Source organism: Halorubrum sp. SD41 (assembly GCF_058630335.1).
The window spans coordinates 118,668-143,055 of sequence record NZ_JBZVGZ010000002.1 but is presented as its reverse complement, the minus strand read 5'-3'; the positions used below and the strand labels follow the sequence as shown (position 1 = coordinate 143,055).

The window sequence follows — 24,388 nt, the reverse complement described above, 5'->3', positions numbered from 1 at the left end:
CCCCAGCCGCGAGGCGGGCGCAGGCGACGCAAGCACTGGAAGGAGCGAACGAAGTGAGCGACTGAAGCGCGCAGCGAGCGTGCGCCCGCCTCGCGGCTGCCCCTTCGAGCCCCGCCCCGCACAGCACCGCAGCCTCACGCCTCCCCAGCCTCGTCGGCCTCCCTCCGGTCGGCCGACTCCCTCGCGCGTGCGACATCGCGCCTTCCGGGCGCTCGTCGGCACGCGCCACCGCGTTGTCGTGGTGTCAGTCCGCCGGCGGCCCGTCCCGGAGTGCGAAGCGATTAGTCGCCGCCGCCGCAACGTTCGGTATGGCTGATTTCGAGACCACGCCGGCGTTTCGGGGTTTAAAAAGTCGGGCGTCGGGGCGCGTCCACGAGACCGCCGACGCGGCGGCGATCGACGACGACGAGCGGGCGCGCGGCCTCGACCCGGTGTACGACTACGACGCGGTCGAGCCGGACGACCTGTTCGACCCCGCCGCGCGCGGGGGGAGCGGCGACGCCCGGACCGCGCCCGCGACCGCTCGGGGGCACTGGCGGTTCGACGCGCTGCTCCCCTTCCCGGCCGATGACGCGCTCACCGCTGGCGAGGGCGCCACGCCGCTCGTGTCTACCGAGCGGCTCGCCGAGGAGCTCGACGTCGACGCGGTGTACGTCAAAGACGAGGGCCGGAACCCGACCGGGACCGTCCTCGACCGCGGTCTCTCGGTGGCGGTGACCGCGACGGCGAAGCGGGCGGCGACCGGGGCCGACGTCGAGCCGCTCGTCTGCGCCAGCCCGGGCAACGCCGGGCAGTCGATGGCGGCGTACGCGGGCCGCGCGGACCTGCGCTCGTACGCGTTCGTCCCCTCGCGCTGCGCGTTCTCGAACAAGTCGATGACGAACGTCCACGGCGGCGAGATGCGCGTGGTCGGCGGGCGCTTCCCGGACGCGGCCGCGGCGGTCGACGAGCAGCTGGAGACCGACTACACCGACCTCGCCGAGTTCGCGACGCCGTACCGCCACGAGGGCGCGAAGACGGTCGCGTTCGAGCTCGTCGCCGACCTCGGCGACGCGCCGGACGTCGTCGTGGTCCCGACCGGCTCCGGCGAGGTCGTCGCCGGCATTTATAAAGGGTTCTCGGAGTTGGAGCGGGTCGGCGCGATCGACGGCACGCCGAGGGTCGTCGCCGCGCAGGCGTCGGGCTGCGCTCCGATCGCGGCCGCGGTCGAGCGCGGCCTCGACGAGCCCGAGCCGTGGGGGACGCCCGACACGATCTGCGGCGAACTGGAGATCCCCGACCCCGCGGGCGGCGCCGCGGCCGTCGAGGCGGTCACGGAGAGCGGCGGGACCGCCGTCGGCGTCGACGACGACGACATCTTGGCGAGCGCGGTCGCCGTCGCACAGAACGAGGTCGTCGAGGTTGGCGCGGCGGGCGGCGCGGCCCCCGCCGGCGCGTGGGCGCTCGCCGAGGAGGACTTCTTCGACGGCGACGAGACCGTCGTCCTGCTCAACAGCGACGCCGGCCTGAAGACGCCGGACATCCTGCGCAGCCACCTGATGGGCCAGGGTATTTAAAAGGAAACCGCCGATCCGGGCCGGTGTCGAATCCGCGACGGGTTCGACTCAGTCTCGCCGCGCGAGCAGCCCGGTCCCGAGCAGCGCGAGCGCGGCCGCGACGACGCCGAAGCCGGGCGACTCCGCGCCCGTGTTCCCGTCGCTTCCGTCGCCGTCGCTCTCGTTCCCGTCCGCGGCCGTCAGCTCCGTCTCGTTCCCGTCCTCGCCGTCGGTCGACGAGCCGTCGTCCGAGCCGTCGGACGCGTCACCGTCGCCCGACGAGTCGCCGTCCGCCGAGGAGTCTCCGTCGGTCGAGCCGTCGGTCGACTCGCTGCCCTCGCTCCGGAGTTCGACCACCGCGTTCGACAGCGTCGTCGTGGACTCGATCACGCTGCGCGGCGCCGGCTGGTTGAGGTAGTTCGTGTTCATCACGACGTAGCTGTCCTCGACGCCCGCGGTCGTGCTGGCGTACGGCTCCTGCTCGAGGATGGCGGCCTCGGAGTCGGTGACTAAGATCAGCTCGGGGTCCGTCTCCAGGATCACCTCGTCGGAGAGCTGCGGGTACCCCGAGCCGACGTCGGCGGCGACGTTCTCGGTCCCGCCGACGTTCATGATCGCGTCGATGAAGGTGTTGTTCGCCGCGACGTAGCCGCCGCCGAGCGGGTACAGCGCGGCCGGGCGGTCGACGTCGGCCGTCCGCTCCTCGGCGGCGTCGACCGCGTCGTACATCTCCTCGTTGGTCTCCGCGGCGGCGTCGCACGCGCCGACGAGCCGGCCGATCGTCTCCGTCTTCTCGGCGATGTCCTCGACGTCCGTCGCCGCCGGGAAGTGGTACACGGTCAGCCCCTGCTCGCGGAGCGGCTCGACGTCTGCCGCCGAGGCGTTCGGCGCCAGCACGAGGTCGGGCTCGGTGGCGACGACGCGCTCGACGCTCGCGCCGAACTCGGCGGAGACGTTCGCGCGCTCCTCGGCGCCGTCGAGGTAGAAGGCGAACTGGCTCACGCCGACGACGCGGTCCTGCTCGCCGAGCTCCCACAGCGTCTGCGCGGCCGACGGGTTGATCGTCGTGATCCGCTCGGGACGCTCCTCCAGCGTCACCGTCTCGCCGGTGGCGTCGGTCGCGCTGAACGGGAACCCGCAGGCGCCGTCGGTCTGTGCGAGGCCGGTCCCCGTCGCGCCCGCGGCGCCGACCGACCCCCCCGCGCCCGCCGTCGGCTGCGCGCTCGCAGTCGGTCCGTCAGTCGATATCGTCGGCTGTGCGCCCGCGACCGTCCCGGCGACGCCGCCGATCAGGGCGGTCGTCACAAGCACGGCCATCGCGATCGCGAAGCTGTTTCGCATCGGATCGACGACCGGCCTCGTCCAATAAGTATTTACCTACTACAAGTTGTGTTGGAGTACGCATGCGACCCTGGGTGCGGTCGGCGGCGTGGTCGGCGGCGGGAGCCGCGCTGCTCGCGGTCGTCGTCGTCGGCAGCGCCGCGATCGGACCGGTTCGAATCCCGCCGGAGACCGTGCTGAAGTCGGTGTTGAACGCGCTCGCGGTACCGGCGGGGATCGAGACGAGCGCGGGCGGCGTCGGCCCGCTGCCGATACCCGGCGTCGGCCCCCTCACGATCCCGGGCGTCGACCTCGCGTTCGCCTCGCCGTTCGCGTATCCCGTCGACTCCGTCCACCAGCAGATCGTCGTGGGCGTGCGGCTCCCGCGGATCCTGCTCGCCGCGCTCGTCGGCTTCGCGCTCGCGGCCGCCGGCACGGTGATGCAGGGGTTCTTCCGCAACCCGATGGCGGACCCGTCGATCATCGGCGTCTCCTCGGGGGCGGCGGTCGGCGCGGTCGCGTTCATCGTCTTCCCCGTCGCGCTCTCGACGACCGTCGCGCTCCCCCTCGTCGGCCCCGTCGAGGTCGCGCTCTCGCGGGGTACCGGGACCAGCCTCTTCGCGTTCGTCGGCGCGCTCGTCGCCGCCTTCAGCGTGTACGCGATCGCGACGCGAGGCGGTCGGACCCCAGTCGCGACCCTCCTCTTGGCCGGTGTCGCGGTCCAGACGTTCCTCGGCGCGGTCGTCTCGTACCTCCAGCTGCAGGCCGGCGAGTCGCTCCGACAGATCGTCGCGTGGCTGATGGGCCACCTCTCGGGCGCCGCGTGGAGCGAAGTCGCCGTCACCGCCGCCGTCGTGCCGCCGCTCTTTCTCGTGCTGCTCGCGTACGCCCGCGACCTCAACGTCCTCCTGCTCGGCGAGGAGGAGGCGCGCGGGCTCGGTATCGCCGTGGAGCGCACGAAGCGCGTGCTGCTCGCTGCCTCGGCGCTCGTCACGGCCGCCGGCGTCGCGTTCGCCGGCGTGATCGGGTTCGTCGGGCTCATCATCCCGCACATGCTCCGGCTCGTCGTCGGCCCGGATCACCGGGTGCTGCTCCCGTCGGCAGCGCTCGCCGGCGGTACCTTCCTCGTCGCGGCCGACACGGTCGCACGCTCCGCGCCCGCGGAGTACCCGGTCGGGATCATCACCGCCGCGGTCGGCGCGCCCTTCTTCGTCTACCTGCTCGTGACCCGAGAGGTGACGGAACTGTGAGCGCCGACCGCCCCGAGGAGGTCCGGGAGTCCCCCGACGACGACGTGCGGTCGGCCGCGAACGGCCCGGCGTCGCTCCCCGACACGGCGCTCTCGTTCGGCGACGCGCCGCTCCTGTCGGCCGCTGACGTGGCCGTCTCGTTCGGCGACCTCGACGTCGTCTCCGGCGTCGACCTCCGGGTCGAGCCCGGCTCGCTCGTCGGCCTCGTCGGCCCCAACGGCGCCGGCAAGACCACTGTGCTGCGCGCGGTGACCGGCGCGGTCGAGCCGGACGCGGGGACCGTCGAGATCGGCGGCGACCCGGCCGCGTCGCTGTCGGCCAAGCAGGTGGGCCGGCGCGTCGCGAGCGTCCCGCAGGCGACGAACCTCGCGTTCGACTTCCGCGTGCGCCACGTCGTCGAGATGGGCCGGACGCCGCACCTCGGTCGCTTCGACGCGCACGGCGTCGAGGACGACGCCGCGGTCGACGCCGCGATGGCCGCGGCCGACGTCGAGCGCTTCGCGGACCGGTCTATCACCGAGGTCTCCGGGGGCGAGCGCCAGCGCGTGCTGCTCGCCCGGGCCTTAGCGCAGGCGGCCCCGCTCCTCCTCCTCGACGAGCCGACCGCGAGCCTCGACGTGAACCACGCGGTCGAGACGCTCGAACTGGTCCGCGAGTTCGTCGACGACGGCGACCGGGGCGCGATCGCCGCGATCCACGACCTCGACGCCGCCGCACGCTACTGCGACGAGGTCGTCGTCCTCGCGAACGGCGGCGTCCGGGCCGCCGGCCCCCCCGAGTCGGTGCTGTCCGCCTCGACCGTCGGCGCGGCCTTCGACGCGGAGGCGTTCGTCGGCCGCGACCCGGCGACGGGGACGCCGGCGGTGACTGCGTTCCCGCACAGCGACGTCGAGCCCCGCCGCGTCCACGTGATCGGCACGGGCCGGCCGACCGCGCGCGTCGTCGCCCGGTTGGCCGCCGCGGGCCACGAGCCGTCGGTCGGCGTGGTCCCCCCGGGCGACGCGGCCGCGGGCGCCGCCGCTGACGCGGGAGCGACCGCCGTGACGGCCCCGCCGTTCGAGGCGCCCTCCGAGGCGACGCTCGCGGCGGCACGCGAGCTCGCGGCCGACGCGGACGCGACGCTCGCGGTCGGGACCGAGCGCTCGGGCGACGGGGCGGACGGCCCGACCGCGGACGGCCCGACCGCTGACGGTCCGAACGCCGAGGTGGCCGCGGCCGCGGACCGAGTCGTTCCGGTCTCGGCCGACGTCGGCGGGGGGGAACTACTCGACGCTGTCGCGGCCGCGACCGCGGACGGCGAGTGAGTTCTCGCCCTCCCGCCGCCCGCGAAGCGTCACCGTTTATTCGCTCGCCCGCGTCCCTCCGACGATGAGCGTTCCCTGCGTCGCCGTCGACCGCGAGCGCGGCGAGAGCGTCCGGAGCCGGCTCGCCGACGCCGACGCCCTCGACGGCGACCATCAGATCGCGGTCGAGGACGACACGATCTACATCCCCGTCTCCGCCCGCGACCGAGTGCCCGCCGACCTCGCGGACCGGATCGTCGAGCGCGACGCCGCGGCGCGGGACCGCCCGACGACGCCCGCGGAGATCCTCGGCTACGAGCCCTCCCTGGAGCGGCTGGGCGACATCGTCATAATCGACGAGGACGACGACGAGCGCGCCCGCGAGATCGCCGACGCCGTGATGGCCGCCGATCTCCCCTGCGACACCGTCCTCAACCGCGCGTCGCCGATCGAGGGCGAACTGCGGGTCCGCCGGTGGGACGTGCTCGCCGGGAACGGTACCGAGACCGTCCACCGCGAGTACGGCCACGAGTTCCTGCTGGACGTCGCCGACGTGTACTTCTCGCCGCGGCTCGCGACCGAGCGCCACCGCGTGGTCGAGGGGGTCGAACCCGGGGAGTCGGCGGTCGACATGTTCGCCGGCGTGGGGCCGTACGCGGTCCCGATGGCCTCTCGCGGCGCCGACGTGGTCGCCTGCGACCTCAACGAGCGCGCCGTCGAGTACCTCCGCGAGAACGCCGAGCGCAACGGCGTCGCGGAGCGGGTGACCGCGGTCGCGGGGGACGCCCGCGAGCTCGCCGACGAGTACGCCGACACGGCCGACCGCCTCGTGATGAACCTCCCGCACTCCGCCGAGGAGTTCTTGGAAACCGCCGTCGCGCTCGCGGGCGACGACTGCGTGATTCACTACTACGACATCCAACACGAGGACGACCCGTTCGGGCCGGGGCGGCGCGCGATCGAGGCGGCCGCCGGCGATGACTACGCGGTCGAGGTCGAGACCGAGCGCGTCGTCCGGTCGTACGCCCCCCACGAGTACAACGTCTGTCTCGACGTGCGCCTAACGCGCGTCGAGGACTGATTCCGGGCGCGTCGCTCGCGAGGAGCGGTCGAGACAGCGAGAACGCCGCGCCGCCCCGAGGGGGGTCGGGGACGGCGCGGCCGGGGCCCGTCACATGACAAGCGGTCGCGGCGGCGGTCTCGGACCAGAGGCGATTCTGCGCTTGGCGCGTCGGAGACGCGTTTCACACGGTAGCCGCGACGGAACGCTGATGGGGATGACGGCCGCGCCGGGTCGTCGTGGGGGTGACGACCGGCGAGGCTATCGCCGCCCGGTACGGGCTTCGACCGGGCACGCACCGCCGGGGGATTCGATCCCCGCCGTCTCGGCGCGCGGGCGGTGTTATCACACTCAGATTGAAGTCCGAACACGTATTTAGTCTTTTTCCTTATACACCTGTATTGTGTTCCGATTTCTTGTGCGTATCTGAATAGAAATCGAGTGTATTCACGACGCACGTCCGGTTAGTACCGGAATAATTCGCCGGCTTCGGTGCGCGACTCGGCCCGTCGGATCGCCGCTCCGTCCCCGTTTCGGAACCCTTATTTTTCCGTCCGGGAAACGAAGTATGCGTGCCGGAGTAGCTCAGCTGGCAGAGCGATTCCTTCGTAAGGAATAGGTCGGGGGTTCAAATCCCCCCTCCGGCTCTTCTAACGGAACGAAGTGGGATCGAAGAGCCGCGGGAGGGATTTGAATCAGGGAGTGAAGCGAAGCGGAACGACCGTGGTTCACAATCCCCCTCCGGCTTCCTGCTGCGAACAACGTGAGCAGCGGAAGCCAAAGCGGGATTTGAACGAGGCCGGACGAGTGCGAGCGAGTTCGGACGTTGTTCACAATCCCTCCGGCTCTTCTGACCGAACGCCGCGAACCGGAGAGCCTTGCCCGCCGCGTTGTCGCTACTTTCGTCCCCTCGATCGACCAATTCCGATCGTTCGGTCACCTCCTCGCGCGAAGCAGTTTATATTATCCAAACAATATTAGGCGTGTGATTATCTGCCACGGACGCATATCGGTTAATATGCGACCAAAATACGACTGCGACGGAGAAGAAGTGTACGAGTGTTTCGAATGCGGTCGGCGGACCGGCTCGCCCGGCGAGTGCGAGTGCGGGGGTGAACTGCTCCACATCGGCCGCTCCCGGGACCTGTGAGTCGGGTCGAACAGAATCGGATCGAACAGAATCGGCCGCGGACCGCCGTCGGTCCGGTCAGTCGTTGCTAGCGTCGCGCTCGTCGCTCTCGCTCGTCCCGCCGCTCTCCCCGTCGCCGTTCTCGTCGTCGCCTCCGTCGCCGTCCTCGCCCGCGTCCGCCTCGGGGTCGTAGTCGGGCAGCGAGAGGACGTTCTCGCGGCCCAGTCGGAAGCCGTCGAGGTCGCCCTCGTCGCGCAGCCCCGTCACCACCTGACTCGTCTTCGCGGCGGTCCAGTCTAACTCCTCGGCCACCTGCTTCTGTTTCATCCGCCCGCCCTCCGACTCGATCAGCCGAAGCACCTGCTCCTCGTTGCTCAACAGGTCGCTGTCGACGGGCGCCGCCTCGTCCGACCCGCTCTCCGATTCGCCGGCGGCGTTCGCGTCGTCGCCGTCGGACTCCGGCCCGTCGCTCGCGGCCGCGCCGGCGCCCGCAGCGCCCGCAGCGCCCGCCGCCTCCGCGGTCGCGTCGCTCTCGGTCGCGGGGTCTCCGCCACCGCCCGCGGCGACTCCCGCTTCCTCGCCGTCCCCGTCGTCCCGCCGACGGTAAACGACGGCGCCGCCGGCGACGACGAGGACGGCGAAGAGCGCGACGAGTCCGGCCGCCGGGAACCCGGAGAGCGGCCCCGCGGGCGCGACCGAGATCCGCGGCTGGCCGGCCGAGAAGTCGACCGGCCCGTTCCAGACGACGGACCGCTCGCGCACCTCGCTGGGATCCGGCGTCGTCTCCGCGAGGCGGTACCCCTCCGGCCACGAGACGATGAGCGACGAGGAGTCGTCTAAGAACAGCCCGTCGACCGCGTCGCCGACGCGCAGCCGGTCGCCGTCGACGGCGGCGAAGTTCGTCCACTCGAACCGGTAGGTCAACACGCCGTACGCCTGCGGGAGTTCGCGCCGCTCGGCGGTGACGGTCGCGTTCGAGATCGTCATGTTGCGGCCCGTCGCCGACTCGGCGGTCTCGGCGGTCGAGGCCATCCGGTCGCGGAATCGGGTCGTGTACGCCTCCGTGTCGTTCGCCACGTCCGCGCGGAGCTGTTCGAACGCCCGCTCCTCTTCGTCGGTCGCGAGGCGGATCCGGTACTCGACGGTCCACTCCGCGTCGCCGTCGGGCTGGACGGCGACCTCCAGCGACACGTCGTCCGGTTCGACGTCCATCTGGGCGAAGCCGCCCTCGAACGGGACCGCGCCCGCGCCGCCTGCGCCGAGCGCGAGACCGACGGCTCCGAGGAGGGCGAGAACGGCGAGGAAGATCGGCGCTCGCTGCACAGACTGATTCACACGGACGGCCGGTAAATTCCTTCCCATCCGGGACGGGATCGGCCCGCGGGCGCGGGTCGGCTCGCGTCGGGAGCGGCGCTCACGGCGCGGCGCGGATCACGCAGCGATGCGCGAGAGACTCCCGGCGACCGTCGCCGGAGCGCCCGCCGCACCGTCGGGCGTCGGGGCGTCCGCGTCGTCGGTCGAATCGTTCCCGTCGGGACCGCCGTCGCTCGGACCGGCTCCGCTCGGACCGCCGTCGCTCTCGGACCCGGTTCCGGAGTCGACAGGCGGGCCGGTCGACGCGTTGCCGGATCCGTTGTCAGTGGCGTTCCCGGACGCCGGCGGGGTAAACGGATTCGACCGGTTCACGTCACCAGTCTCCGGCCCGTTCACGCTCCCCGCACCCGGCGGTCCGGCGGACCCGTTATCGGAACCACCGAGCGACCCGTTTCCCGGGTCCGCTCCCGGTGGTCCGATCGATCCGTTCGACGCTCCCGGCGCTCCCCCGAATCCGTCTCCCGGACCGCCACCGCGCGATCCCTCGCCGGGCGGCCCCGCGTCGCCGGGCGGGCCGCGTTCGGTCCCGTTCTCGGGCGGCCCCCGGCGTTCCGGACCGACCGGCCCCCCGACGCCCTCGCCGGCCACGCCGCGGGCGATGGCGGCGACCTCGGGGCCGCTGAGCTCGTTCGCGCGCTCGCGCAGCGTCGCCAGCCGCTCCTCGTCGACGCCCGTCTCATTGCGGACGGCGGCCGGGAGTTCGGCGGCCGCCCTCGCGCTCCGGTTCAGCGTCCGGGAGAGCGTCTCGATCCGGGCGGTCGTCGTCGCCATCCGCGCGGCGTACTCCCCCTGACTCAACTCGCCGGCCGCGCGGCGCTCGCGCAGTTCCTGCTGTCGCGCTTCGAGTTCCGCGAGCCGCTCTTCGGTCCGGTTCAGCCGCTCCGCCACGACGGCGGCGCGGCTCTCGTTGGTCTCGGACCGTCGAAGCGCGACCTCGAACGCCCGCGACTCGACCTCGCCCTCGATCTCGGCGCCCTGGACGCCGACGACCCCGGCGAGCCGCTCGCCGGGGCTGAGGTCGAGCGTCTCGTTCGCGGCGCCCGAGTTCGCACCGCTCCCGTTGGGCGCGTCGGTCTGTGCGGTCACCACTCCCGCCGGCGCGGCGGCGGCGGCCCCCGCGATCACCACCGCGGCGACGGCCGCGACGACGAGGCTTGCAATCCATCGATTCATTACCTGCGTGTCCGCACTCCGTCCCTATATACCCGAAACTCCGTTAAGCCGGATCAACGCGGATTAATCGCACGACGTGACGGGGCGTCGGGGGTCAGTACGTCTTCGCGAAGTAGGCGGTCCGCTCGGCGGCCTCGTCGCACATCGCGCAGGTCTCGCCGTGGTCCCCGTCGGCGAGGGGGTCCTCGTCCTCGAACGGGACCATCACGATCTCGGCGGCCAGCGGCTCCTTGATCGGCTCCTCGCAGGCCTCGTCGCCGCACCACGGCGCCTTCACGTAGCCGCCGTGCTGGCCGAGCGTGCCGAGGATATCGGCGCGGTCGTCGGCCTCGCGCACGCCCTCGTCGAGCGTCTCCTCGGCGGTCGCGTACAGCTTGGCGTAGATCTCGTCGAACTCGTCGCGGACCGTGTCGGCGACGCCGTCGCGGTCGACCGTGACGCTCTCCCCGTCGGGGCGGTGGACGAGCGTCAGCTCCTCGTCGTCCACCTCGTGGGGGCCGATCTCGATTCGGAGCGGGATCCCGTTCAGCTCGTGTTCGTTGAACTTGAAGCCGGGATTGCGCTCGTCGCGGTCGTCGAGCTCGACGCGGATCCCGTCGGCGTCGAGGTCCTCGACCACGCCCTCGGCGTAGTCGAGCACGTCGTCTTTCGTGTCCTCCTGCCAGATGGGGACGACGACGACCTGCGTGGGCGCGACGGTGTGAGGCAAGACGAGCCCCTGCTCGTCGGAGTGAGTCATGATCAGCGCGCCCAGCGCGCGCCACGAGAGGCCCCACGAGGTGGTGTGGGCGGTCCGCTCCTCTTCGTCCTCGTCGGAGTAGGTGATGTCGAACGCCTCCGCGAACGACTGGCCGAGGTGGTGGGAGGTGCCCGCCTGGACCGACTTCCCGTCGGGCATCAGCGCCTCGACGGTCGTCGTCGTGTCCGCGCCGGGGAACTTGTCGTGGTCCGGTTTCTGTCCCTTCAGGACCGGCAGCGCGAGCAGGTCCTCGTAGACGGACTCGTACTGGTCGAGCCGCGTCATCGTCTCCTCCCAGGCGTCCTCGCTCGTCGCGTGCGCGGTGTGGCCCTCCTGCCAGAGGAACTCCTTCGTGCGGAAGAACGGCTTCGTCTCGGTCGCCTCCCACCGGACGACGGAGCACCACTGGTTCACGCGCAGCGGGAGGTCGCGGTGGCTCCGGACCCACTGCGAGACGTACGGCGTGATGATCGACTCGGAGGTGGGCCTGACCGCGAGCCGCTCTTCGAGCTCCTTGTTGCCCGCCTCGTCGACCCACGCGACCTCGGGGTCGAACCCCTCGACGATGTCCTTCTCTCGTTCGAGGTACGACTCGGGGATGAAGAGGGGGAAGTAGGCGTTCTGGACGCCGGTGTCCTTGAACTTCGCGTCGAGGAACCCCTGAAGGCGCTCCCAGACCGCGTACGCTCGCGGACGGGTGACGATGAAGCCGCTCATCCCCTCGGGTCCGTAGTCTGCGAGGCCCGCCTTCTGTACGACCTCGGCGTACCACTCGCCGGTGTTGTGCGTCTTGGACTCGGTGATCCCGAGTTCCTGGTCGTCGTCGCTCATTACTCTCGAAAGCGGGTGTCGCGGGCTTAAAAGGTCCGAACCCGAGCGCCGCGGCGCCCCGAATCACCGTCGAGCGTTCACGTCCCGCACCGACGGAATCCGCGGAAACGTTAACCGCCTCGCGTCGCCAAACTCGGCCATGGACCTGTCGGGGCTGCGCCGACACGCGCCGCAGTCGCTCGCCGGCCGGCGGGAGGCCGCGGTGCTGGCGCCGGTGATCGCGCGCGACGGCGAGGCCCACCTGCTGTTCACCAAGCGCGCCGCGCACCTCGGCGAACACCCCGGACAGATGAGCTTCCCCGGCGGCGGCCGCGAGCCGATCGACCGAACGCTGACGGACACCGCGTTACGCGAGGCCGACGAGGAGGTCGGCATGCGCCCGACGGAGGTCGACGTGGTCGGCCGGCTCGACGACACGCGCACGTCGAGCAAGTACGCGGTCCGCCCGTTCGTCGGCGTCGCGCCCGACCGCGAGTACGTCCCGGACGAGTCGGAGGTCGCGGAGGTGGCGATCCTCGCCGTCGACGCGCTCACCGATCCCGCGAACTACGAGTCGGAGCGCCGCGTCGACCACCCGGAGTACGGCGACCACCGCGTCCACTACTTCCACGTCGGCGGCTACACCGTCTGGGGCGTGACGGGCCGGATGGTCGTCCAGCTGCTGGAGCGGACGACCGACTGGCGCGCGCCCGCCGAACCGGACCGCGTGGTCGGCGCGGACGCCGAGCTGCCGATCTGAGTTGTATATCCCGTGGGTCGTTCTCTTATAAATAACTGGCAGTAGATCGGCGGCGAGCAGTGCCAAACTCTCAGCCGCTCCCTTATAAATGGCTAACAGTGGGACGGCGGCGAACACCGCCAAAGCCCCAGCCGCTCGCTTATAAACTGCTACGTACGGATCGATCACGAACACCGCCAAAGCCCCAGCCGCGAGGACGGCGCACGCTCGCTGCGCGCTTCGGTCGTTCGCTTCGCTCACTCCCTCCAGTGCTTGCGTCGCCTGCGCCGTCCTCGCGCCTGCCCCTTTGAGTCCCACCCGCACGGCACCGCACAGCACCTCACGCCTCCCCAACCTCGTCGGCCTCCCTTCGGTCGGCCGACTCCCTCGCGCGTGCTCCTCGCGGCCTCCGCTTCGCTCCGGCCGCTCGCAGGCACGCGCCACCGCTGTGATTTATAAGCGATGCTCGTCACCGTTCTCGGCTATTTAAATATCGGATCGCTCGCGGTTCGGCGAAGGCCGACGGTCGTGCCGGATCCTGCGGACCTTTGTCGCTGGCGCGGTCACTCGGTGGTATGCCACGCGAGTTCGACTTCGACTTCGACCTGCTCCGAGAGCTGACCGAGGCCCGCGGCGTCCCCGGCTACGAGGACGACGTCCGCGAGATCGTCCGCCGCGAGTTCGCCGAGAGCGTCGACCGCGTCCGGAGCGACGCGATGGGCAACGTCGTCGGCACGGTCGAGGGCGACTCGGACTACTCGGTCGCCGTCGCCGCCCACATGGACGAGATCGGGTTCATGGTCCGCCACGTCACCGACGAGGGGTTCGTCCAGGTCGACCCGCTCGGCGGGTTCGACGCCCGTGTGCTGCGCGCGCAGCGCGTCACCGTCCACGGCGACGAGGACCTCACGGGCGTCATCGGATCCGTCCCGCCGCACACGCTCACGGAGGAGCAGCAGGAGGCCGAGGACGAGGTGAAAGACGTCTTCATCGACCTCGGCCGCGACGCCGAGGCGGTCGAGGAGTTGGTGAGCGTCGGCGACCTCGTCACCCTCGACCAGACGACGACGCGCATGGGCGACCGGGTCACGGGGAAGGCGCTCGACGACCGGATCTGCCTGTTCGCGGCCCTGGAGGCCGCCCGCCGGATCGAGGATCCTGAGGTGACGATCCACTTCGCCGCGACCGTCCAAGAGGAGGTCGGGCTCCGCGGCGCGCGGGCGCTCGGCGTCGACGTCGACCCGGACCTCGCGGTCGCCTTAGACGTCACCGTCGCCAACGACGTGCCCCAGATCGGCGACCCGGCCGACGCCGTCACCGAGCTCGGCGAGGGGACCGCCGTGAAGCTGAAGGACTCCTCGGTGATCACCAGCCCGAAGGTTCACCGTCGGCTCACCGAGGTCGCCGAGGAGGAAGCGATCGACCACCAGCACGAGGTGTTGCCCGCGGGGGGCACCGACACCGCGGGGTTCCAGCACACGGCGGGCGCGAAGCCCGTCGGGGCCATCTCGATCCCGACCCGGTACCTCCACACGGTCACCGAGACCGCCGACGCGGGCGACGTCGAGGCGACGATCGACCTGCTGACGGCCTTCTTGGAGTCGGAGACAGGCGAGCACGACTACACGCTCTGAACGGGTACTCCGTCGCCCCGCCGTGTCCGAGATCAGTCGTCGCCGGGGACGGCCCCGCCCGGATCCCGGCGAGCGCGGTGAGCCCCCCGCGCCTGCCACGCGAAGCCCGTGGTCGCGAACGCGATGAACCCGGCCGCGAGCAGGAACCCCGTCTCGGTGGTCGTCCAGTCCATCGTGGTACCGACCAGCACGGGGCCGACGACCTGCCCGACCTTCCACGAGACGGAGCGTAAGCTCATCGCGCTGGCGACGGAGTCGTACGCCTCGCCCTCGCTGACGAACAGCGACATGCTCGCCGGCAGCCGGATCGAGTCGGCGATTCCGAGCAGCGAGTAGGCGCCGAACAGCACGAAGAAGGCCCCGCCGAGCGTCTGCGAGTCGCCGAGATAGGAGACGGTGACGGGCGACAGCGTCCCCTCGAAGTACGCCGCGAGCGGGATGACCGCGGTGCCGACGCCGTACAGGAGCGCGCCGACCGCGACGAACAGGTAGGTGCGCTCGTAGCGGTCGGTGAGGTCGCCGACGAACCCCTGCGTGAGCGCCTTCGTTAGCTTCCCGCCCGCCATGATCCAACCGATCGCGAACGCGGAGATGTCGAACGACGTCCGCGCGTAGATGGGGAGGAAGATGATCACCGCCATCTTCCCGACGCTGAACGTGAACCGGAAGAAGACGAGCGCGCGCAACATCGGGAGGCCCAGCAGCGACCGGAACGTCTCCAGCCCGCCCGCGTCCTCCGGGTCCTTCCGACCGCCGGGGTTGTCGCGGAGGAACGCGAAGACGAGCGCGAACGCCGCGAGCGTGACGACGGTCAAGACGAGGTACGTCTCGGAGAAGCCGTAGGCGTAGAGGAGGTAGCCGCCGACCAGGTCGCCCGCGAGCGACGAGACGGAGGCGAACTGGTTGTACGAGCCGAGCCAGCGTCCCCGCTCGTCGTCGGGGCTGATCTCGCCGATCACCGTCGCGCCCGTGATCCAGAGGACGCTCGCGCCGAGCCCCTGGACCATCCGCACGAGGATGATGTGGACCGAGCTGTCGACCAGCGCGAAGCCGACGAAGACGGCGACGTTGATCAGGAACCCGCCGAGCAGCCACCGCTTCGCGTTGCCGGTGTCGACCTTCCGCCCCAGCGGGAGGACGATGACTAGCTGGACGATCGCGAACGCGGTCCCGAAGAGTCCCTCGATGAACCCGGTGGTGCCGAAGAGATCCGCATACAGCGCGAGGGCGATGAGGATCGTCGAGTACGCCTGGCTACGGGCGAACGCGGTCCCGGCGAGCGCGGCGAACTCCCGGTCCCCGAGCAGCCGTACCGAGTTCCCGAACTGGGCCACGGTCGTCTCCGATCCGAGTCAAGGGGAGCCCGAAAAAAAAGCGCCGTCGATCCGGCGGTCCGCGTGGGGTTATCGTTTCAAGCGGGCGAGACGCGAGTCGGGCGCGACGCCGACCCGCGACGAGCGGCGTTCCAGCGTCGAAATAATGGCCGGTTAATTCATACGAGAGTGTATACAATTCCGGCTACATCGCATGCGTCGTCGACAGTACGTGCGAGCGCTCGGCCTCGGCGGTGCCGCCTCGCTGGCCGGCTGTGCGAACCGGACCGCGGAGAGCCCGCCCGACCTCGGCTCGCTGACGCTCGCCACCGCCACGACGGCGTACGACAGCGGGCTGCTGCCCGTCCTGAACCGAGGGTACGCCGACCAGTTCGGCGCGGGGGTGGAGTCGGTCGTGCGCGGGACGGGGGCCTCACTCCGCACCGCCCGGGACGGCGACTGCGACGTCGTGCTCGTCCACGCCCGCCCGCTTGAAGACGAGTTCATCCGCGCCGGACACGGGATCAATCGACGCCGGGTGATGGTCAACGACTTCCTAGTTGTCGGGCCGCCCGACGACCCCGCGGGCGTCGCCGGAAAAGATCCCCTGTCGGCGTTCAAAGCCATCGCCGACGCGGGGGCGAGGTTCCTGTCGCGGGGCGATCGGTCGGGAACGCACATCCGGGAGCGCCGGATCTGGGACGAGGCGGGGGTCGATCCCGGCGGCGAGTGGTACCTCGAGACCGGTCAGGGGATGGGCGACACGCTGACGATCGCTCGGCAGTCGGGCGCCTACACCCTCGTCGACCGCGGCACCTTCCTCGCCGTGGGCGGCGACGGCACTCTGGCGCGGCACGTCGACTTCGGGATCGACGACCCGCCACCGCTGCTCCGAAACGAGTACGCCGTCATCCCGGTCAATCCCGCCCGACACGACGCAGGGTACGCGCTCGCCATGTCCTACGTCGGCTACCTCACCGGCCCCGGACAGTCGCGGATCGAGGAGTTCCGGGTCGACGGGGAGCGGGCGTTCCGACCGCTCGCCCGCTCGGCCCAACCCGCGTTCGAGCAGTACGTCCCGAGCGACTGGCCGGAGTAGGAGTGCGGGCGACGGCGGTCCCGGGGTTAGCGCCCTGGCTCGCCGGTATCAGTCGTGTCGGAAGCAGCGCGACCCGGTGAACGCCATCGCCATGTCGCGCTCGTCGGCCGCGGCGATCACGTCCTCGTCGTTGACGGAGCCGCCCGGCTGGATCACGGCCTCGATGCCGGCGTCGGCCGCCTCCTCGACCGCGTCCGGGAACGGGAAGAAAGCGTCCGAGGCCATCACGGCGCCCTCGGCGGACTTGCCCTCGGCGTCCTTCTCGGCCTTCATCGCCGCGAGCGTCACGGCGTCGACGCGGGACACCTGCCCCATCCCGACGCCGACCGTCTCGGTGCCGGTCGCGAAGAGGATGCCGTTCGACTTCACGTGTTTCAGCGTCTTCCACGCGAACAGCATCGTCTCGACCTGCTCGTCGGTCGGCTCGCGCTCGCTGACGACCTCCAGGCCGTCGGCGGTCGGGGACTGCCGGTCGCGCTCCTGGACGAGGCGGCCGCCGACGATGGGCTTCTCGGTGAACCGCTCGGAGAAGCGGTCGTCGCCATCGCCGAGCGGGCCGACGTCGAGCACGCGGAGGTTCTTCTTCTCGCGGAGCACGTCGAGCGCGCTGTCGGTGTAGCCGGGCGCGACGACGACCTCCTTGAACGAGTCGGCGACCGCGGTGGCGGTGTCGGCGTCGCACTCGCGGTTGAGGGCGACGATGCCGCCGAAGGCGGACTTCGCGTCGGTGCGCAGCGCGCGGTCGTACGCGTCCGCGAGGTCGGACCCGACCGCGCAGCCGGCGGGGTTCGTGTGCTTGATCACCGCGGCCGCCGGCTCGTCGAACTCCTTGACGAGGTCGAGCGCGGCGTCGGCGTCGTTGTAGTTGTTGTACCCCATCCCCTTCGCGCCGGGGTTCAGCTGGTCGGCGTCGACGACGCTCGCCTCCTCGCAGCCGTCGTCGACGTACAGGGCGGCGTCCTGATGCGGGTTCTCGCCGTACCGGAGCGTGTCGGTGCGCTCCTCCGAGACGAACCGCCGCTCCGGGAAGTCGCCGCCCACGTCGCCCTCGACCGCGACGCCGACGGGCTCGCCGTCGGCGTTCCGCTCGACCGTCACCCGGTCCTCGGCGAACCAGCGGACCGCCCGCGGGTACGCCGTGAACTCGGCCTCGCGGAGGACGCGCGCCTTCAGCGAGTCGGCGTCGTCGTCCTCGTACACCGGGATCGGCTCCTGCGTGACGACCGGGCCGGCGTCGACCTCCTCGGTGACGACGTGGACCGTACAGCCTGTCGTCCGGACGCCGGCGTCGAGGACCTGCTCGTGGGCGTCCGTGCCGGGGAACGCCGGGAGCAGCGACGGGTGGACGTTCAGCGTCGTCGGGACGGCGTCGAGGAACTCGTCGGTGAGCACGCGCATGTAGCCGTCGAGGCAGACGAGGTCGACGTCGTAGTCCGACAGGCGCTCGACGATGCGGCGCTCGTGCGACTCGCGCGACTCGCCCTCGTCGCGCTCGACGACCTCGGTCGGGATCCGGCGCTCGGTCGCGGCCCCTAACACGGGCGCCTGCTCGCGGTTCGTCAGGACGACCGACAGCTCCGCGCCCCCGGGCGCGGCGTCGGCGATGTGTCTGAGGTTCCGTCCCCGGTTGCTCGCGAGTCCCGCGATCTTCATACTCGACGGTCCGACCGATCGGGTATATCGATTGCGGTCCGCGCCGCGGTTGTGTACACGTCTACGGATCGGAACGGGCGATCGACGCGCTTCGAGGCGGCTACGGATCCACGTCCGTGCGACGCCTCATCGACACGCTTTTGCTGGCGCCGGGGGCAGTCGCGGACATGACCGACGACTCCGAACCGACGGCCGACGACGCCGAACCGACGGCCGACGACGCCGAACCGACGGCCGACGACGCCATCGCCGGCCTGTCGCGCTCGGACCCGCTCGCAGCCGTCTCCCCCCTCGACGGGCGGTACGCCGGCCGGACGGCACCGCTGTCCCCGTACGCGAGCGAGGCCGCGCTGATGCGCGCCCGGACTCGCGTCGAGGTCGAGTACCTGATCGCGCTGGCGGGCCTCGACGCGACCCCTGTCGGCTTCGACGAGGCGACCGAGACCGCGCTGCGCGGCGTCTACAGGGATTTCGACGCCGAGGACGCGCGGCTGATCAAGACGCTGGAGACCGAGGGCGCCGCGGGGTACGACGCGACCAACCACGACGTGAAGGCGGTCGAGTACTTCCTCCGCGTCCGGCTGGCGGAGGTCGCCGATGGCGGGGCGGACGGGGACGCCGCCGCCCCGCTCGACGACGCCGAGTCGCTGTTCCCGTGGATCCACTTCGGGCTCACCAGCGAGGACGTGAACAACCTCGCGCACCGGCTCCTCGTCAAGCGCGCGGTGAGCGAGGTGATCGTTCCCGCGGTCCGCGAGGTGCGCGACGCCCTCGTCGAACTGGCGCACGAACACCGAGCCACGCCGATGCTGGCGCGCACGCACGGCCAGCCCGCGACGCCGACCACGTTCGGCAAGGAGATGGCGGTGTACGCGGCGCGGCTCGGCCGCGCGCTCGGGCGGATCGTCGTCGCGAACGAGGACCTCTCCGGCAAGCTCGCGGGCGCCTCCGGCACCTTCGCCGCCCACGAGGCCGCCTACCCCGACGTCGACTGGCGGGCGTTCTCGGAGTCGTTCGTCCGTGACCTCGACCTCGAACACACCGCGCTCGCGACGCAGGTGAACCCCTGCGACGACCTCGCGGCGCTGTTCGACGCGCTTCGCGGCGTCAACGACGTCCTCCTCGATCTGGACCTCGACGCGTGGCTGTACGTCTCCGACCGCTACCTCGGGCAGGAGGCCGTCGAGGGCGAGACGGGGTCGTCGACGATGCCCCACAAGGTGAACCCGATCGACTTCGAGAACAGCGAGGGGAACCTCTCGAAGGCGAACTCGGACCTGACGTTCCTCGCCGACTACGTGACGACCTCGCGGCTCCAGCGCGACCTCTCCGACTCCACGGTCAAGCGCAACGTCGGCGCCGCCTTAGCGCACTGCCTGATCGGCTACTCGAAGGCCGCGGACGGCCTCGCCAAGGTCGTCCCGAACGAGGCGGTCATGCGCGAGGAGCTGGACGCGACCCCCGAGGTTATCGGCGAGGCGGTCCAGACGGTCCTGCGCCGCGAGGGCGACACCGAGGCGTACGAGCGCGTGAAGGCGCTCTCGCGCGGCCGGTCGGTGACGCTCGACGACTTCCGCGACCTCTTCGACGACCTCGACGTCGACGAGGCGGTCCGCGCGGAGCTGAAGGCACTGACGCCGGCCGGCTACACCGGCGTCGCCGAGGAGCTCGTCGACGAGATCGACGCATAGCGGGAACGACGCGTACCGAGAACGACTCAGCGCGTCGAACGGCTCCCGGGAGAACCAAACGAGCGCGTCAGAGAGGAGCCCGTAGCGGTCTGCTTTTCGGATGTATTTTCGTTCGAACCAGCGAGTCCCTGAACGGTGCCACCTGATCGGTCAGTGATAATTCACACGGCGCCAAAAGAAGTTTATCACTCGCAGTATCAGTCGTGATCGATGCCCTCCGAAGACGACGAGACGACGTACTCGATGTTCGGCAACGACGCGGCCAACGAGTTGGGCCGACCCGCGGACGACGACCGCGTAGACCCAGACGCGGCGGGGCTCGGCGACGGCGAGGACGGCTGTCCGAAGTGCGGCGACACCGAGACGGAGACCGACGAGATCGCCACCAGCGGCACGGGCCTCACCAAGATGTTCGACGTCCAGAACCGGAAGTTCGTCGTCGTCTCCTGCGCAGAGTGCGGCTACTCCGAGCTGTACAAGGGGCAGTCGTCCGGGAACGCGATCGACTTCTTCCTCGGGTGAGTCGCCGGGAGAGCGACCGATTTTTGTCGGACGCGGAACCAGTCGCGGTATGGTCTCCCTCCGACCGCTCGCAGCCCTCCCCGTCGTCGGCGTCGTCGCCGACGCGCGCACGTATCGTCACCTGCTGTACCTGCTGATCGCGGTTCCGCTGGGGTTCCTCTATTCGGGAATCGGGTCGTTCGCGCTCGTGTTCGGACTCGTCTTCTCGGTCGTCCTCGTCGGAGTCGGCCTCTTGGTCGCGGCCGTCGTCGGCTCGCGGCTCGTCGCCGGGCTCGAACGCTGGCTGGCGAACCGTCTGCTCGGGACCGATCTGGCCGCGCCGGACGACCTCCGCGCCGCCGCGGACGACGGCGACGCGGGCGCGGTCGCGACGGTTCGCGCCTACCTCGCGGCGCCGTCGACGTGGCGCGGGCTCGGGTTCCTCTCGCTGAAGTTCTGGGTCACGGTAGTGGCGTTCGCGCCGCTCGCCGTCCTCGCGCAGGCGCTCTCGCTCGTCGCCGCCCCGGTCCGGTACCCCTACTCGACGCAGTTCGGCGAGGTGAACGGCGAGCCAGCGGTGTGGGCGATCGACACCGCGCCCGAGGCGGCGCTCGCGGCGGGACTCGGTGTCGCCGGACTCCTCGTCGGCCTCCACCTGACGAACCTGATCGCGAGCGGCGCCCGCCTGATGGCCGAAGCGTTGCTCGGCGACGACGCCGAGAGCGACGCCGAGCCGGCCGGCGACGACGGCGGTGCGGAGAGCGGCGCCGAGCGCGTCACCGTCGACGGCGACGCGGCCGATCGCGAGGGCGATGCCGGCCGGAACCGCGACGGCGACCGCGATTCGGAGAAAGGGAACGAGTCGGGCGAGGGGTCCGACTCGGACGCCGACAGCTTCGAGTTCGACGCGGACCCCGTCGACTCCGACGCGAGCCCCCGCGATCCCGACGCGGACCGGGGCGACCGCGACTGAGCCGCCCGGAGCGCTTATTCGCTTCCGACCGTCAGGACGGACATGGCGCCGACGCTCGTGAGCGCGGCCGTGGGGGCGCTGCTCGCGGCCGCGCTGCTGGGGGACGCCTTCGATCGGCGCGCGGTCGCGGTCGTCGTCGCGGCCGCGCTCGCTCCCTCCCTCGACGCGGCCGCGAGCCTCGCCGTGCCGGGCGCGACGAACGCCCTCCTCCACGCGGTCTGGGTGCCCCTTCTCGTCGGCGGACTGCTGTACTGGGACGCGACGCTGCGATCGTCGTCTGCCCTCCGCGAGCGGTGGGGTCCGCGCGGCGTGCGAGTCGCGTGGGTCGCGCTCGCGTCGTTCGTCGTCGCGGGGATCGGGTCGGCGCTGTTCGCCGGCGAGGGCGCGGCGCTCCTCTACCCGCTGGAGGACGCGCGCTACGTCGTCCGCGGGCGGCTCGTGTTCTCGACGCGGGAAGGGGTCGTCCAGACGTTCGTCGCGCCGGACGCGGAGGGACCGGGGATCCTGCCGTTAGCGCGCGTCGGCGGGGCGGTCGCCGACCCGGTCGCCTCGTGGGTGAACCCCGACGGGCGCCCCGGCCTCGACCCGGGCGCCGACCGGGAGGTCAGGCTCGTCGACGGCGGGTGGCAGCTGGTCGTCGTCGCCGCCGCGGCCGCGACGCTCGCGGTCCGGTTCCGGGGGCGCGGCGGGAGCGGGGCGACGGACGGCGGGGTGAGCCGCTGAATGCCCTCGACTGTCGTCCACGCCGGGTTCGCGCTGCTGCTCGCGGCGGGGCTGCTCGGGGCGTACTACGACCGGCGGGCGCTCGCGGTCCTGCTCGTCGTCCTCGTGATACCGGAGGCGGACAGCTTCCTCGGGCTGGTCATGGACGGCGCGCACCGCACCGTCGGCCACAACTTCGTCCTCCCCGCGGTCGCCGCGCTGGCGCTGTACTACGACACGCGGGCCCGGGAGGAGTCGTGGATCCGCCGGCGGCTCTCGCCGCGGTGGGTCGCGGTCGCGTGGGTCGCCCTCTTCGTCCACGTCTTCGCGCACGTCGCGATCGACTGGACCCACCTCGACGGAGTGAACGCGTTCTGGCCGCTCCGCGACCGCTTTTTCGCCCTCGACGGGGAGATTCTCTACTCGACCGCCGACGGGTTCGTTCAGACGTTCGTCGACGTGCGGATCGACCCCGACACCGGGACGCGGACGGTGGACGCGGGGGCCGGCGGCACCAGCGAGTCGGTCCACGTCAGCAACCCGGTCCAGCCGCGAGACCCGGACGTCGACGTCGAGGAGCCGGTGGACCGGCGGTTCCCGATCGCGAACAGCGGGTGGCGGCTCTACCTGATCGGGCTGGGGCTGTTCGCGCTCGGCGCCCGACGGCTCCAGGGGGACGGCCTCGGGGAGGACGCCTGACGGGTTCAGGACGACGTCCGCCGGGCGGGGAAGCCGCCCGACTGCGGGGTCCCTAACGTGGTAGACCGCAGGGTAAACCGCTCCGGACGCGTAGTCGGCGGTGATGTCCACCCAACCGGACGCGGGACCGTCGGGGGCAGACGAACCGCTGGCCGGGGAGTCGATCGCGGTCGTCGGCGCCGGCTTCGGCGGGCTCTCCGCGGCCTGCTACCTCGCCGACGCGGGGGCGGACGTGACCGTCTTCGAGCGCAACGACCACCCCGGCGGGTACGCCGGGCGGATCGAGCGCGACGGGTTCCGGATCGACACCGGCCCCTCGTGGTACCTCATGCCGGAGGTGTTCGACCGGTTCTTCGAGCACTTCGGGCGGTCGACCGACGACTACTACGACCTCGTCGAGTTGGACCCCCTGTACGAGGTGATCTGGAAGGACGGCGACCGCGCGTCGATGCCGGCCGACCGAGAGGGACAGAAGGCGCTGTTCGAGTCCTACGAGGCGGGCGCGGGGGAGACCCTGGACGACTACCTCGAAGACGCCGCGGAGGCGTACGACCTCGGGATGGACCGGTTCGTCTACCCGAGCCGGTCGCGGCTGCGCGACATGGTCGACGCCGACGTGTTCCGGTCCGGGCGGGCCCTGCCGAAGCTCCGCGAGATGGACGCGTACGTCGGCGACTACTTCGACAGCGAGAAGCTCCGGCAGATCGCCGAGTACAAGCTCGTCTTCCTCGGCGGCTCGCCGTACAACACGCCGGCCATCTACACGCTGATGAGCCACGTCGACATGAACCTCGGCGTCTACCACCCGGTCGGGGGGATCGCGAGCGTCGTCGACGCGATGGCCGACCTCGCGCGCGAACTCGGCGTCTCGATCCGGACGAGCGAGCCGGTGACCGCGATCGAGCCGTCGGTTCCGGCCGCGAAGCCGACGTTCGCCGTCGAGACGGAGCGGCGCGGGGGGGACGGTGACCCGGCCGCGACGGCGTCGAGCGACCGCTTCGACCGCGTGGTCGCGAACGCGGCCCCGCCGCACGTCGAACGCGACCTCCTCCCGGAGGGGACCGTCGACCGCGAGTCGTACTGGGAGTCGCGGACGTACGCGCCCTCGGCGTACCTCGCGTACCTCGGCGTCGAGGGCGACGTGGACTTAGACCACCACACGCTGGTGTTCCCGACCGACTGGCGGCCGCACTTCGACGCCATCTTCGACGACCCCGCGTGGCCCGACGACCCCGCGTACTACGTCCACGTCCCATCGAAGACGGACCCGGAGGCGGCGCCCGACGGCCACGAGGCCGTCTTCCTGCTCGTCCCGCTGGCGGCCGGGCTGGAGGACGACCCGGAGACGCGCGAGCGGTTCCGCGACCTGGTGTTCGACGACCTCGCCGAGCACGCCGGCGTCGACTTCCGCGACCGGATCGTCTTCGAGGAGACCGCGTGCGTCTCCGACTTCCGGCGGCGGTTCAACGCGCCGCGCGGCACCGCGCTGGCGCTGTCGCACACGCTCGGACAGACGGGGCCGCTCCGGCCCTCGCACCGCGCGCCAGGCGTCGACGGGCTCTACTACGTCGGCGCGTACACCAACCCCGGCATCGGGATGCCGATGTGCCTGCTCAGCGGCGAACACGTCGCCGACGCCGTCGTCGAGGACGCGACCGGCGGCGGCGTGCTCCCGTCGGTCGTCCCGACGTCGACGCTGCGGTGACCGGCC

20 protein-coding genes and 1 tRNA gene are annotated in these 24,388 nt (G+C 71.4%); 15 read left to right on the top strand and 6 right to left on the bottom strand.

The window, feature by feature from the left end; translation table 11 throughout:
* The first annotated feature begins 308 nt into the window (after positions 1-308).
* Positions 309-1,556, top strand: coding sequence for a pyridoxal-phosphate dependent enzyme (locus AC4NMM_RS01435; protein WP_491923345.1), 1,248 nt, complete (start codon positions 309-311; stop codon positions 1,554-1,556).
* 48 nt (positions 1,557-1,604) lie between these two features.
* On the opposite strand, the gene AC4NMM_RS01430 is transcribed toward AC4NMM_RS01435, so the two are convergent.
* Positions 1,605-2,876, bottom strand: a complete 1,272-nt coding sequence (locus AC4NMM_RS01430; RefSeq protein ID WP_491923344.1) for a PGF-CTERM-anchored ABC transporter substrate-binding protein — start codon at positions 2,874-2,876, stop codon at positions 1,605-1,607.
* Positions 2,877-2,938: 62 nt separating this feature from the next.
* Between AC4NMM_RS01430 and btuC the strand changes: the two genes are divergently transcribed.
* From btuC to AC4NMM_RS01405, 5 genes are all read left to right on the top strand, one after another.
* On the top strand, positions 2,939-4,105 hold the full coding sequence (gene btuC / locus AC4NMM_RS01425) for a vitamin B12 ABC transporter permease BtuC (RefSeq protein ID WP_096393505.1): 1,167 nt from the start codon (positions 2,939-2,941) through the stop codon (positions 4,103-4,105).
* Between the two features lie 44 nt (positions 4,106-4,149).
* On the top strand, positions 4,150-5,409 hold the full coding sequence (locus AC4NMM_RS01420) for an ATP-binding cassette domain-containing protein (protein WP_096396120.1): 1,260 nt from the start codon (positions 4,150-4,152) through the stop codon (positions 5,407-5,409).
* Positions 5,410-5,473: 64 nt separating this feature from the next.
* Positions 5,474-6,469, top strand: coding sequence for a class I SAM-dependent methyltransferase (locus tag AC4NMM_RS01415; RefSeq protein WP_491923343.1), 996 nt, complete (start codon positions 5,474-5,476; stop codon positions 6,467-6,469).
* 553 nt (positions 6,470-7,022) lie between these two features.
* Positions 7,023-7,095 (top strand) — tRNA-Thr (locus AC4NMM_RS01410).
* Between the two features lie 371 nt (positions 7,096-7,466).
* The gene (locus tag AC4NMM_RS01405) at positions 7,467-7,598 is read left to right on the top strand and encodes a rubrerythrin-like domain-containing protein (RefSeq protein WP_157745921.1); all 132 of its coding nucleotides are present in this window, start codon (positions 7,467-7,469) and stop codon (positions 7,596-7,598) included.
* 57 nt (positions 7,599-7,655) lie between these two features.
* Here the strand turns inward: AC4NMM_RS01405 and AC4NMM_RS01400 are convergent, their stop codons facing one another.
* The 3 genes from AC4NMM_RS01400 to proS form a co-directional block, all read right to left on the bottom strand.
* Positions 7,656-8,900 (bottom strand): helix-turn-helix transcriptional regulator, encoded by a 1,245-nt coding sequence (locus AC4NMM_RS01400; RefSeq protein ID WP_491923342.1) that lies wholly within the window; start codon positions 8,898-8,900, stop codon positions 7,656-7,658.
* A 108-nt stretch (positions 8,901-9,008) separates the two neighbouring features.
* The gene (locus AC4NMM_RS01395) at positions 9,009-10,124 is read right to left on the bottom strand and encodes a hypothetical protein (RefSeq protein ID WP_096393508.1); all 1,116 of its coding nucleotides are present in this window, start codon (positions 10,122-10,124) and stop codon (positions 9,009-9,011) included.
* Between the two features lie 94 nt (positions 10,125-10,218).
* A complete protein-coding gene (gene proS / locus AC4NMM_RS01390) occupies positions 10,219-11,694 on the bottom strand; it encodes a proline--tRNA ligase (protein ID WP_491923341.1) in 1,476 nt (491 codons plus the stop codon).
* Between the two features lie 139 nt (positions 11,695-11,833).
* Between proS and AC4NMM_RS01385 the strand changes: the two genes are divergently transcribed.
* Both AC4NMM_RS01385 and AC4NMM_RS01380 read left to right on the top strand, forming a co-directional pair.
* Complete coding sequence (locus tag AC4NMM_RS01385) at positions 11,834-12,433, top strand: NUDIX hydrolase (RefSeq protein ID WP_096393510.1); 600 nt, start codon at positions 11,834-11,836, stop codon at positions 12,431-12,433.
* A gap of 554 nt (positions 12,434-12,987) precedes the next feature.
* Positions 12,988-14,046, top strand: a complete 1,059-nt coding sequence (locus AC4NMM_RS01380) for a M42 family metallopeptidase (RefSeq protein WP_491923340.1) — start codon at positions 12,988-12,990, stop codon at positions 14,044-14,046.
* Between the two features lie 32 nt (positions 14,047-14,078).
* Here the strand turns inward: AC4NMM_RS01380 and AC4NMM_RS01375 are convergent, their stop codons facing one another.
* Positions 14,079-15,380 (bottom strand): MFS transporter, encoded by a 1,302-nt coding sequence (locus AC4NMM_RS01375; protein WP_491923339.1) that lies wholly within the window; start codon positions 15,378-15,380, stop codon positions 14,079-14,081.
* A 193-nt stretch (positions 15,381-15,573) separates the two neighbouring features.
* Here AC4NMM_RS01375 and AC4NMM_RS01370 point away from each other — a divergent pair, with 193 nt between their 5' ends.
* The gene (locus AC4NMM_RS01370; RefSeq protein WP_096393513.1) at positions 15,574-16,458 is read left to right on the top strand and encodes an ABC transporter substrate-binding protein; all 885 of its coding nucleotides are present in this window, start codon (positions 15,574-15,576) and stop codon (positions 16,456-16,458) included.
* Positions 16,459-16,506: 48 nt separating this feature from the next.
* Here the strand turns inward: AC4NMM_RS01370 and purN are convergent, their stop codons facing one another.
* On the bottom strand, positions 16,507-18,111 hold the full coding sequence (gene purN, locus AC4NMM_RS01365; RefSeq protein WP_096393514.1) for a phosphoribosylglycinamide formyltransferase: 1,605 nt from the start codon (positions 18,109-18,111) through the stop codon (positions 16,507-16,509).
* Positions 18,112-18,278: 167 nt separating this feature from the next.
* Here purN and purB point away from each other — a divergent pair, with 167 nt between their 5' ends.
* The 6 genes from purB to crtID all read left to right on the top strand — a co-directional run bounded on the left by purB (position 18,279) and on the right by crtID (position 24,382).
* Positions 18,279-19,802: an adenylosuccinate lyase gene (gene purB, locus AC4NMM_RS01360; protein WP_491923338.1), complete on the top strand. Its 1,524-nt coding sequence runs from the start codon at positions 18,279-18,281 to the stop codon at positions 19,800-19,802.
* Between the two features lie 210 nt (positions 19,803-20,012).
* On the top strand, positions 20,013-20,324 hold the full coding sequence (locus AC4NMM_RS01355; RefSeq protein ID WP_096393516.1) for a zinc ribbon domain-containing protein: 312 nt from the start codon (positions 20,013-20,015) through the stop codon (positions 20,322-20,324).
* 49 nt (positions 20,325-20,373) lie between these two features.
* A complete protein-coding gene (locus AC4NMM_RS01350; protein ID WP_491923337.1) occupies positions 20,374-21,276 on the top strand; it encodes a sensor domain-containing protein in 903 nt (300 codons plus the stop codon).
* A gap of 42 nt (positions 21,277-21,318) precedes the next feature.
* A complete protein-coding gene (locus tag AC4NMM_RS01345; protein WP_491923336.1) occupies positions 21,319-21,999 on the top strand; it encodes a hypothetical protein in 681 nt (226 codons plus the stop codon).
* A complete protein-coding gene (locus AC4NMM_RS01340; RefSeq protein WP_096393519.1) occupies positions 22,000-22,677 on the top strand; it encodes a metal-dependent hydrolase in 678 nt (225 codons plus the stop codon).
* A 103-nt stretch (positions 22,678-22,780) separates the two neighbouring features.
* Positions 22,781-24,382 carry a bifunctional phytoene desaturase/3,4-desaturase gene (gene crtID, locus AC4NMM_RS01335; RefSeq protein WP_491923335.1) on the top strand — a complete coding sequence of 534 codons (1,602 nt, stop codon included), beginning with the start codon at positions 22,781-22,783 and terminating at the stop codon, positions 24,380-24,382.
* Positions 24,383-24,388 lie beyond the last annotated feature (6 nt).

Coding starts and splice junctions, on each gene's coding strand:
- AC4NMM_RS01435 (WP_491923345.1), top strand. CDS start 309: ATGGCTGATTTCGAGACCACGCCGGCGTTTCGGGGTTTAAAAAGTCGG.
- AC4NMM_RS01430 (WP_491923344.1), bottom strand. CDS start 2,876: ATGCGAAACAGCTTCGCGATCGCGATGGCCGTGCTTGTGACGACCGCC.
- btuC (WP_096393505.1), top strand. CDS start 2,939: ATGCGACCCTGGGTGCGGTCGGCGGCGTGGTCGGCGGCGGGAGCCGCG.
- AC4NMM_RS01415 (WP_491923343.1), top strand. CDS start 5,474: ATGAGCGTTCCCTGCGTCGCCGTCGACCGCGAGCGCGGCGAGAGCGTC.
- AC4NMM_RS01405 (WP_157745921.1), top strand. CDS start 7,467: ATGCGACCAAAATACGACTGCGACGGAGAAGAAGTGTACGAGTGTTTC.
- AC4NMM_RS01395 (WP_096393508.1), bottom strand. CDS start 10,124: ATGAATCGATGGATTGCAAGCCTCGTCGTCGCGGCCGTCGCCGCGGTG.
- proS (WP_491923341.1), bottom strand. CDS start 11,694: ATGAGCGACGACGACCAGGAACTCGGGATCACCGAGTCCAAGACGCAC.
- AC4NMM_RS01385 (WP_096393510.1), top strand. CDS start 11,834: ATGGACCTGTCGGGGCTGCGCCGACACGCGCCGCAGTCGCTCGCCGGC.
- AC4NMM_RS01380 (WP_491923340.1), top strand. CDS start 12,988: ATGCCACGCGAGTTCGACTTCGACTTCGACCTGCTCCGAGAGCTGACC.
- AC4NMM_RS01370 (WP_096393513.1), top strand. CDS start 15,574: ATGCGTCGTCGACAGTACGTGCGAGCGCTCGGCCTCGGCGGTGCCGCC.
- purN (WP_096393514.1), bottom strand. CDS start 18,111: ATGAAGATCGCGGGACTCGCGAGCAACCGGGGACGGAACCTCAGACAC.
- purB (WP_491923338.1), top strand. CDS start 18,279: ATGACCGACGACTCCGAACCGACGGCCGACGACGCCGAACCGACGGCC.
- AC4NMM_RS01355 (WP_096393516.1), top strand. CDS start 20,013: ATGCCCTCCGAAGACGACGAGACGACGTACTCGATGTTCGGCAACGAC.
- AC4NMM_RS01350 (WP_491923337.1), top strand. CDS start 20,374: ATGGTCTCCCTCCGACCGCTCGCAGCCCTCCCCGTCGTCGGCGTCGTC.
- AC4NMM_RS01345 (WP_491923336.1), top strand. CDS start 21,319: ATGGCGCCGACGCTCGTGAGCGCGGCCGTGGGGGCGCTGCTCGCGGCC.
- AC4NMM_RS01340 (WP_096393519.1), top strand. CDS start 22,000: ATGCCCTCGACTGTCGTCCACGCCGGGTTCGCGCTGCTGCTCGCGGCG.
- crtID (WP_491923335.1), top strand. CDS start 22,781: ATGTCCACCCAACCGGACGCGGGACCGTCGGGGGCAGACGAACCGCTG.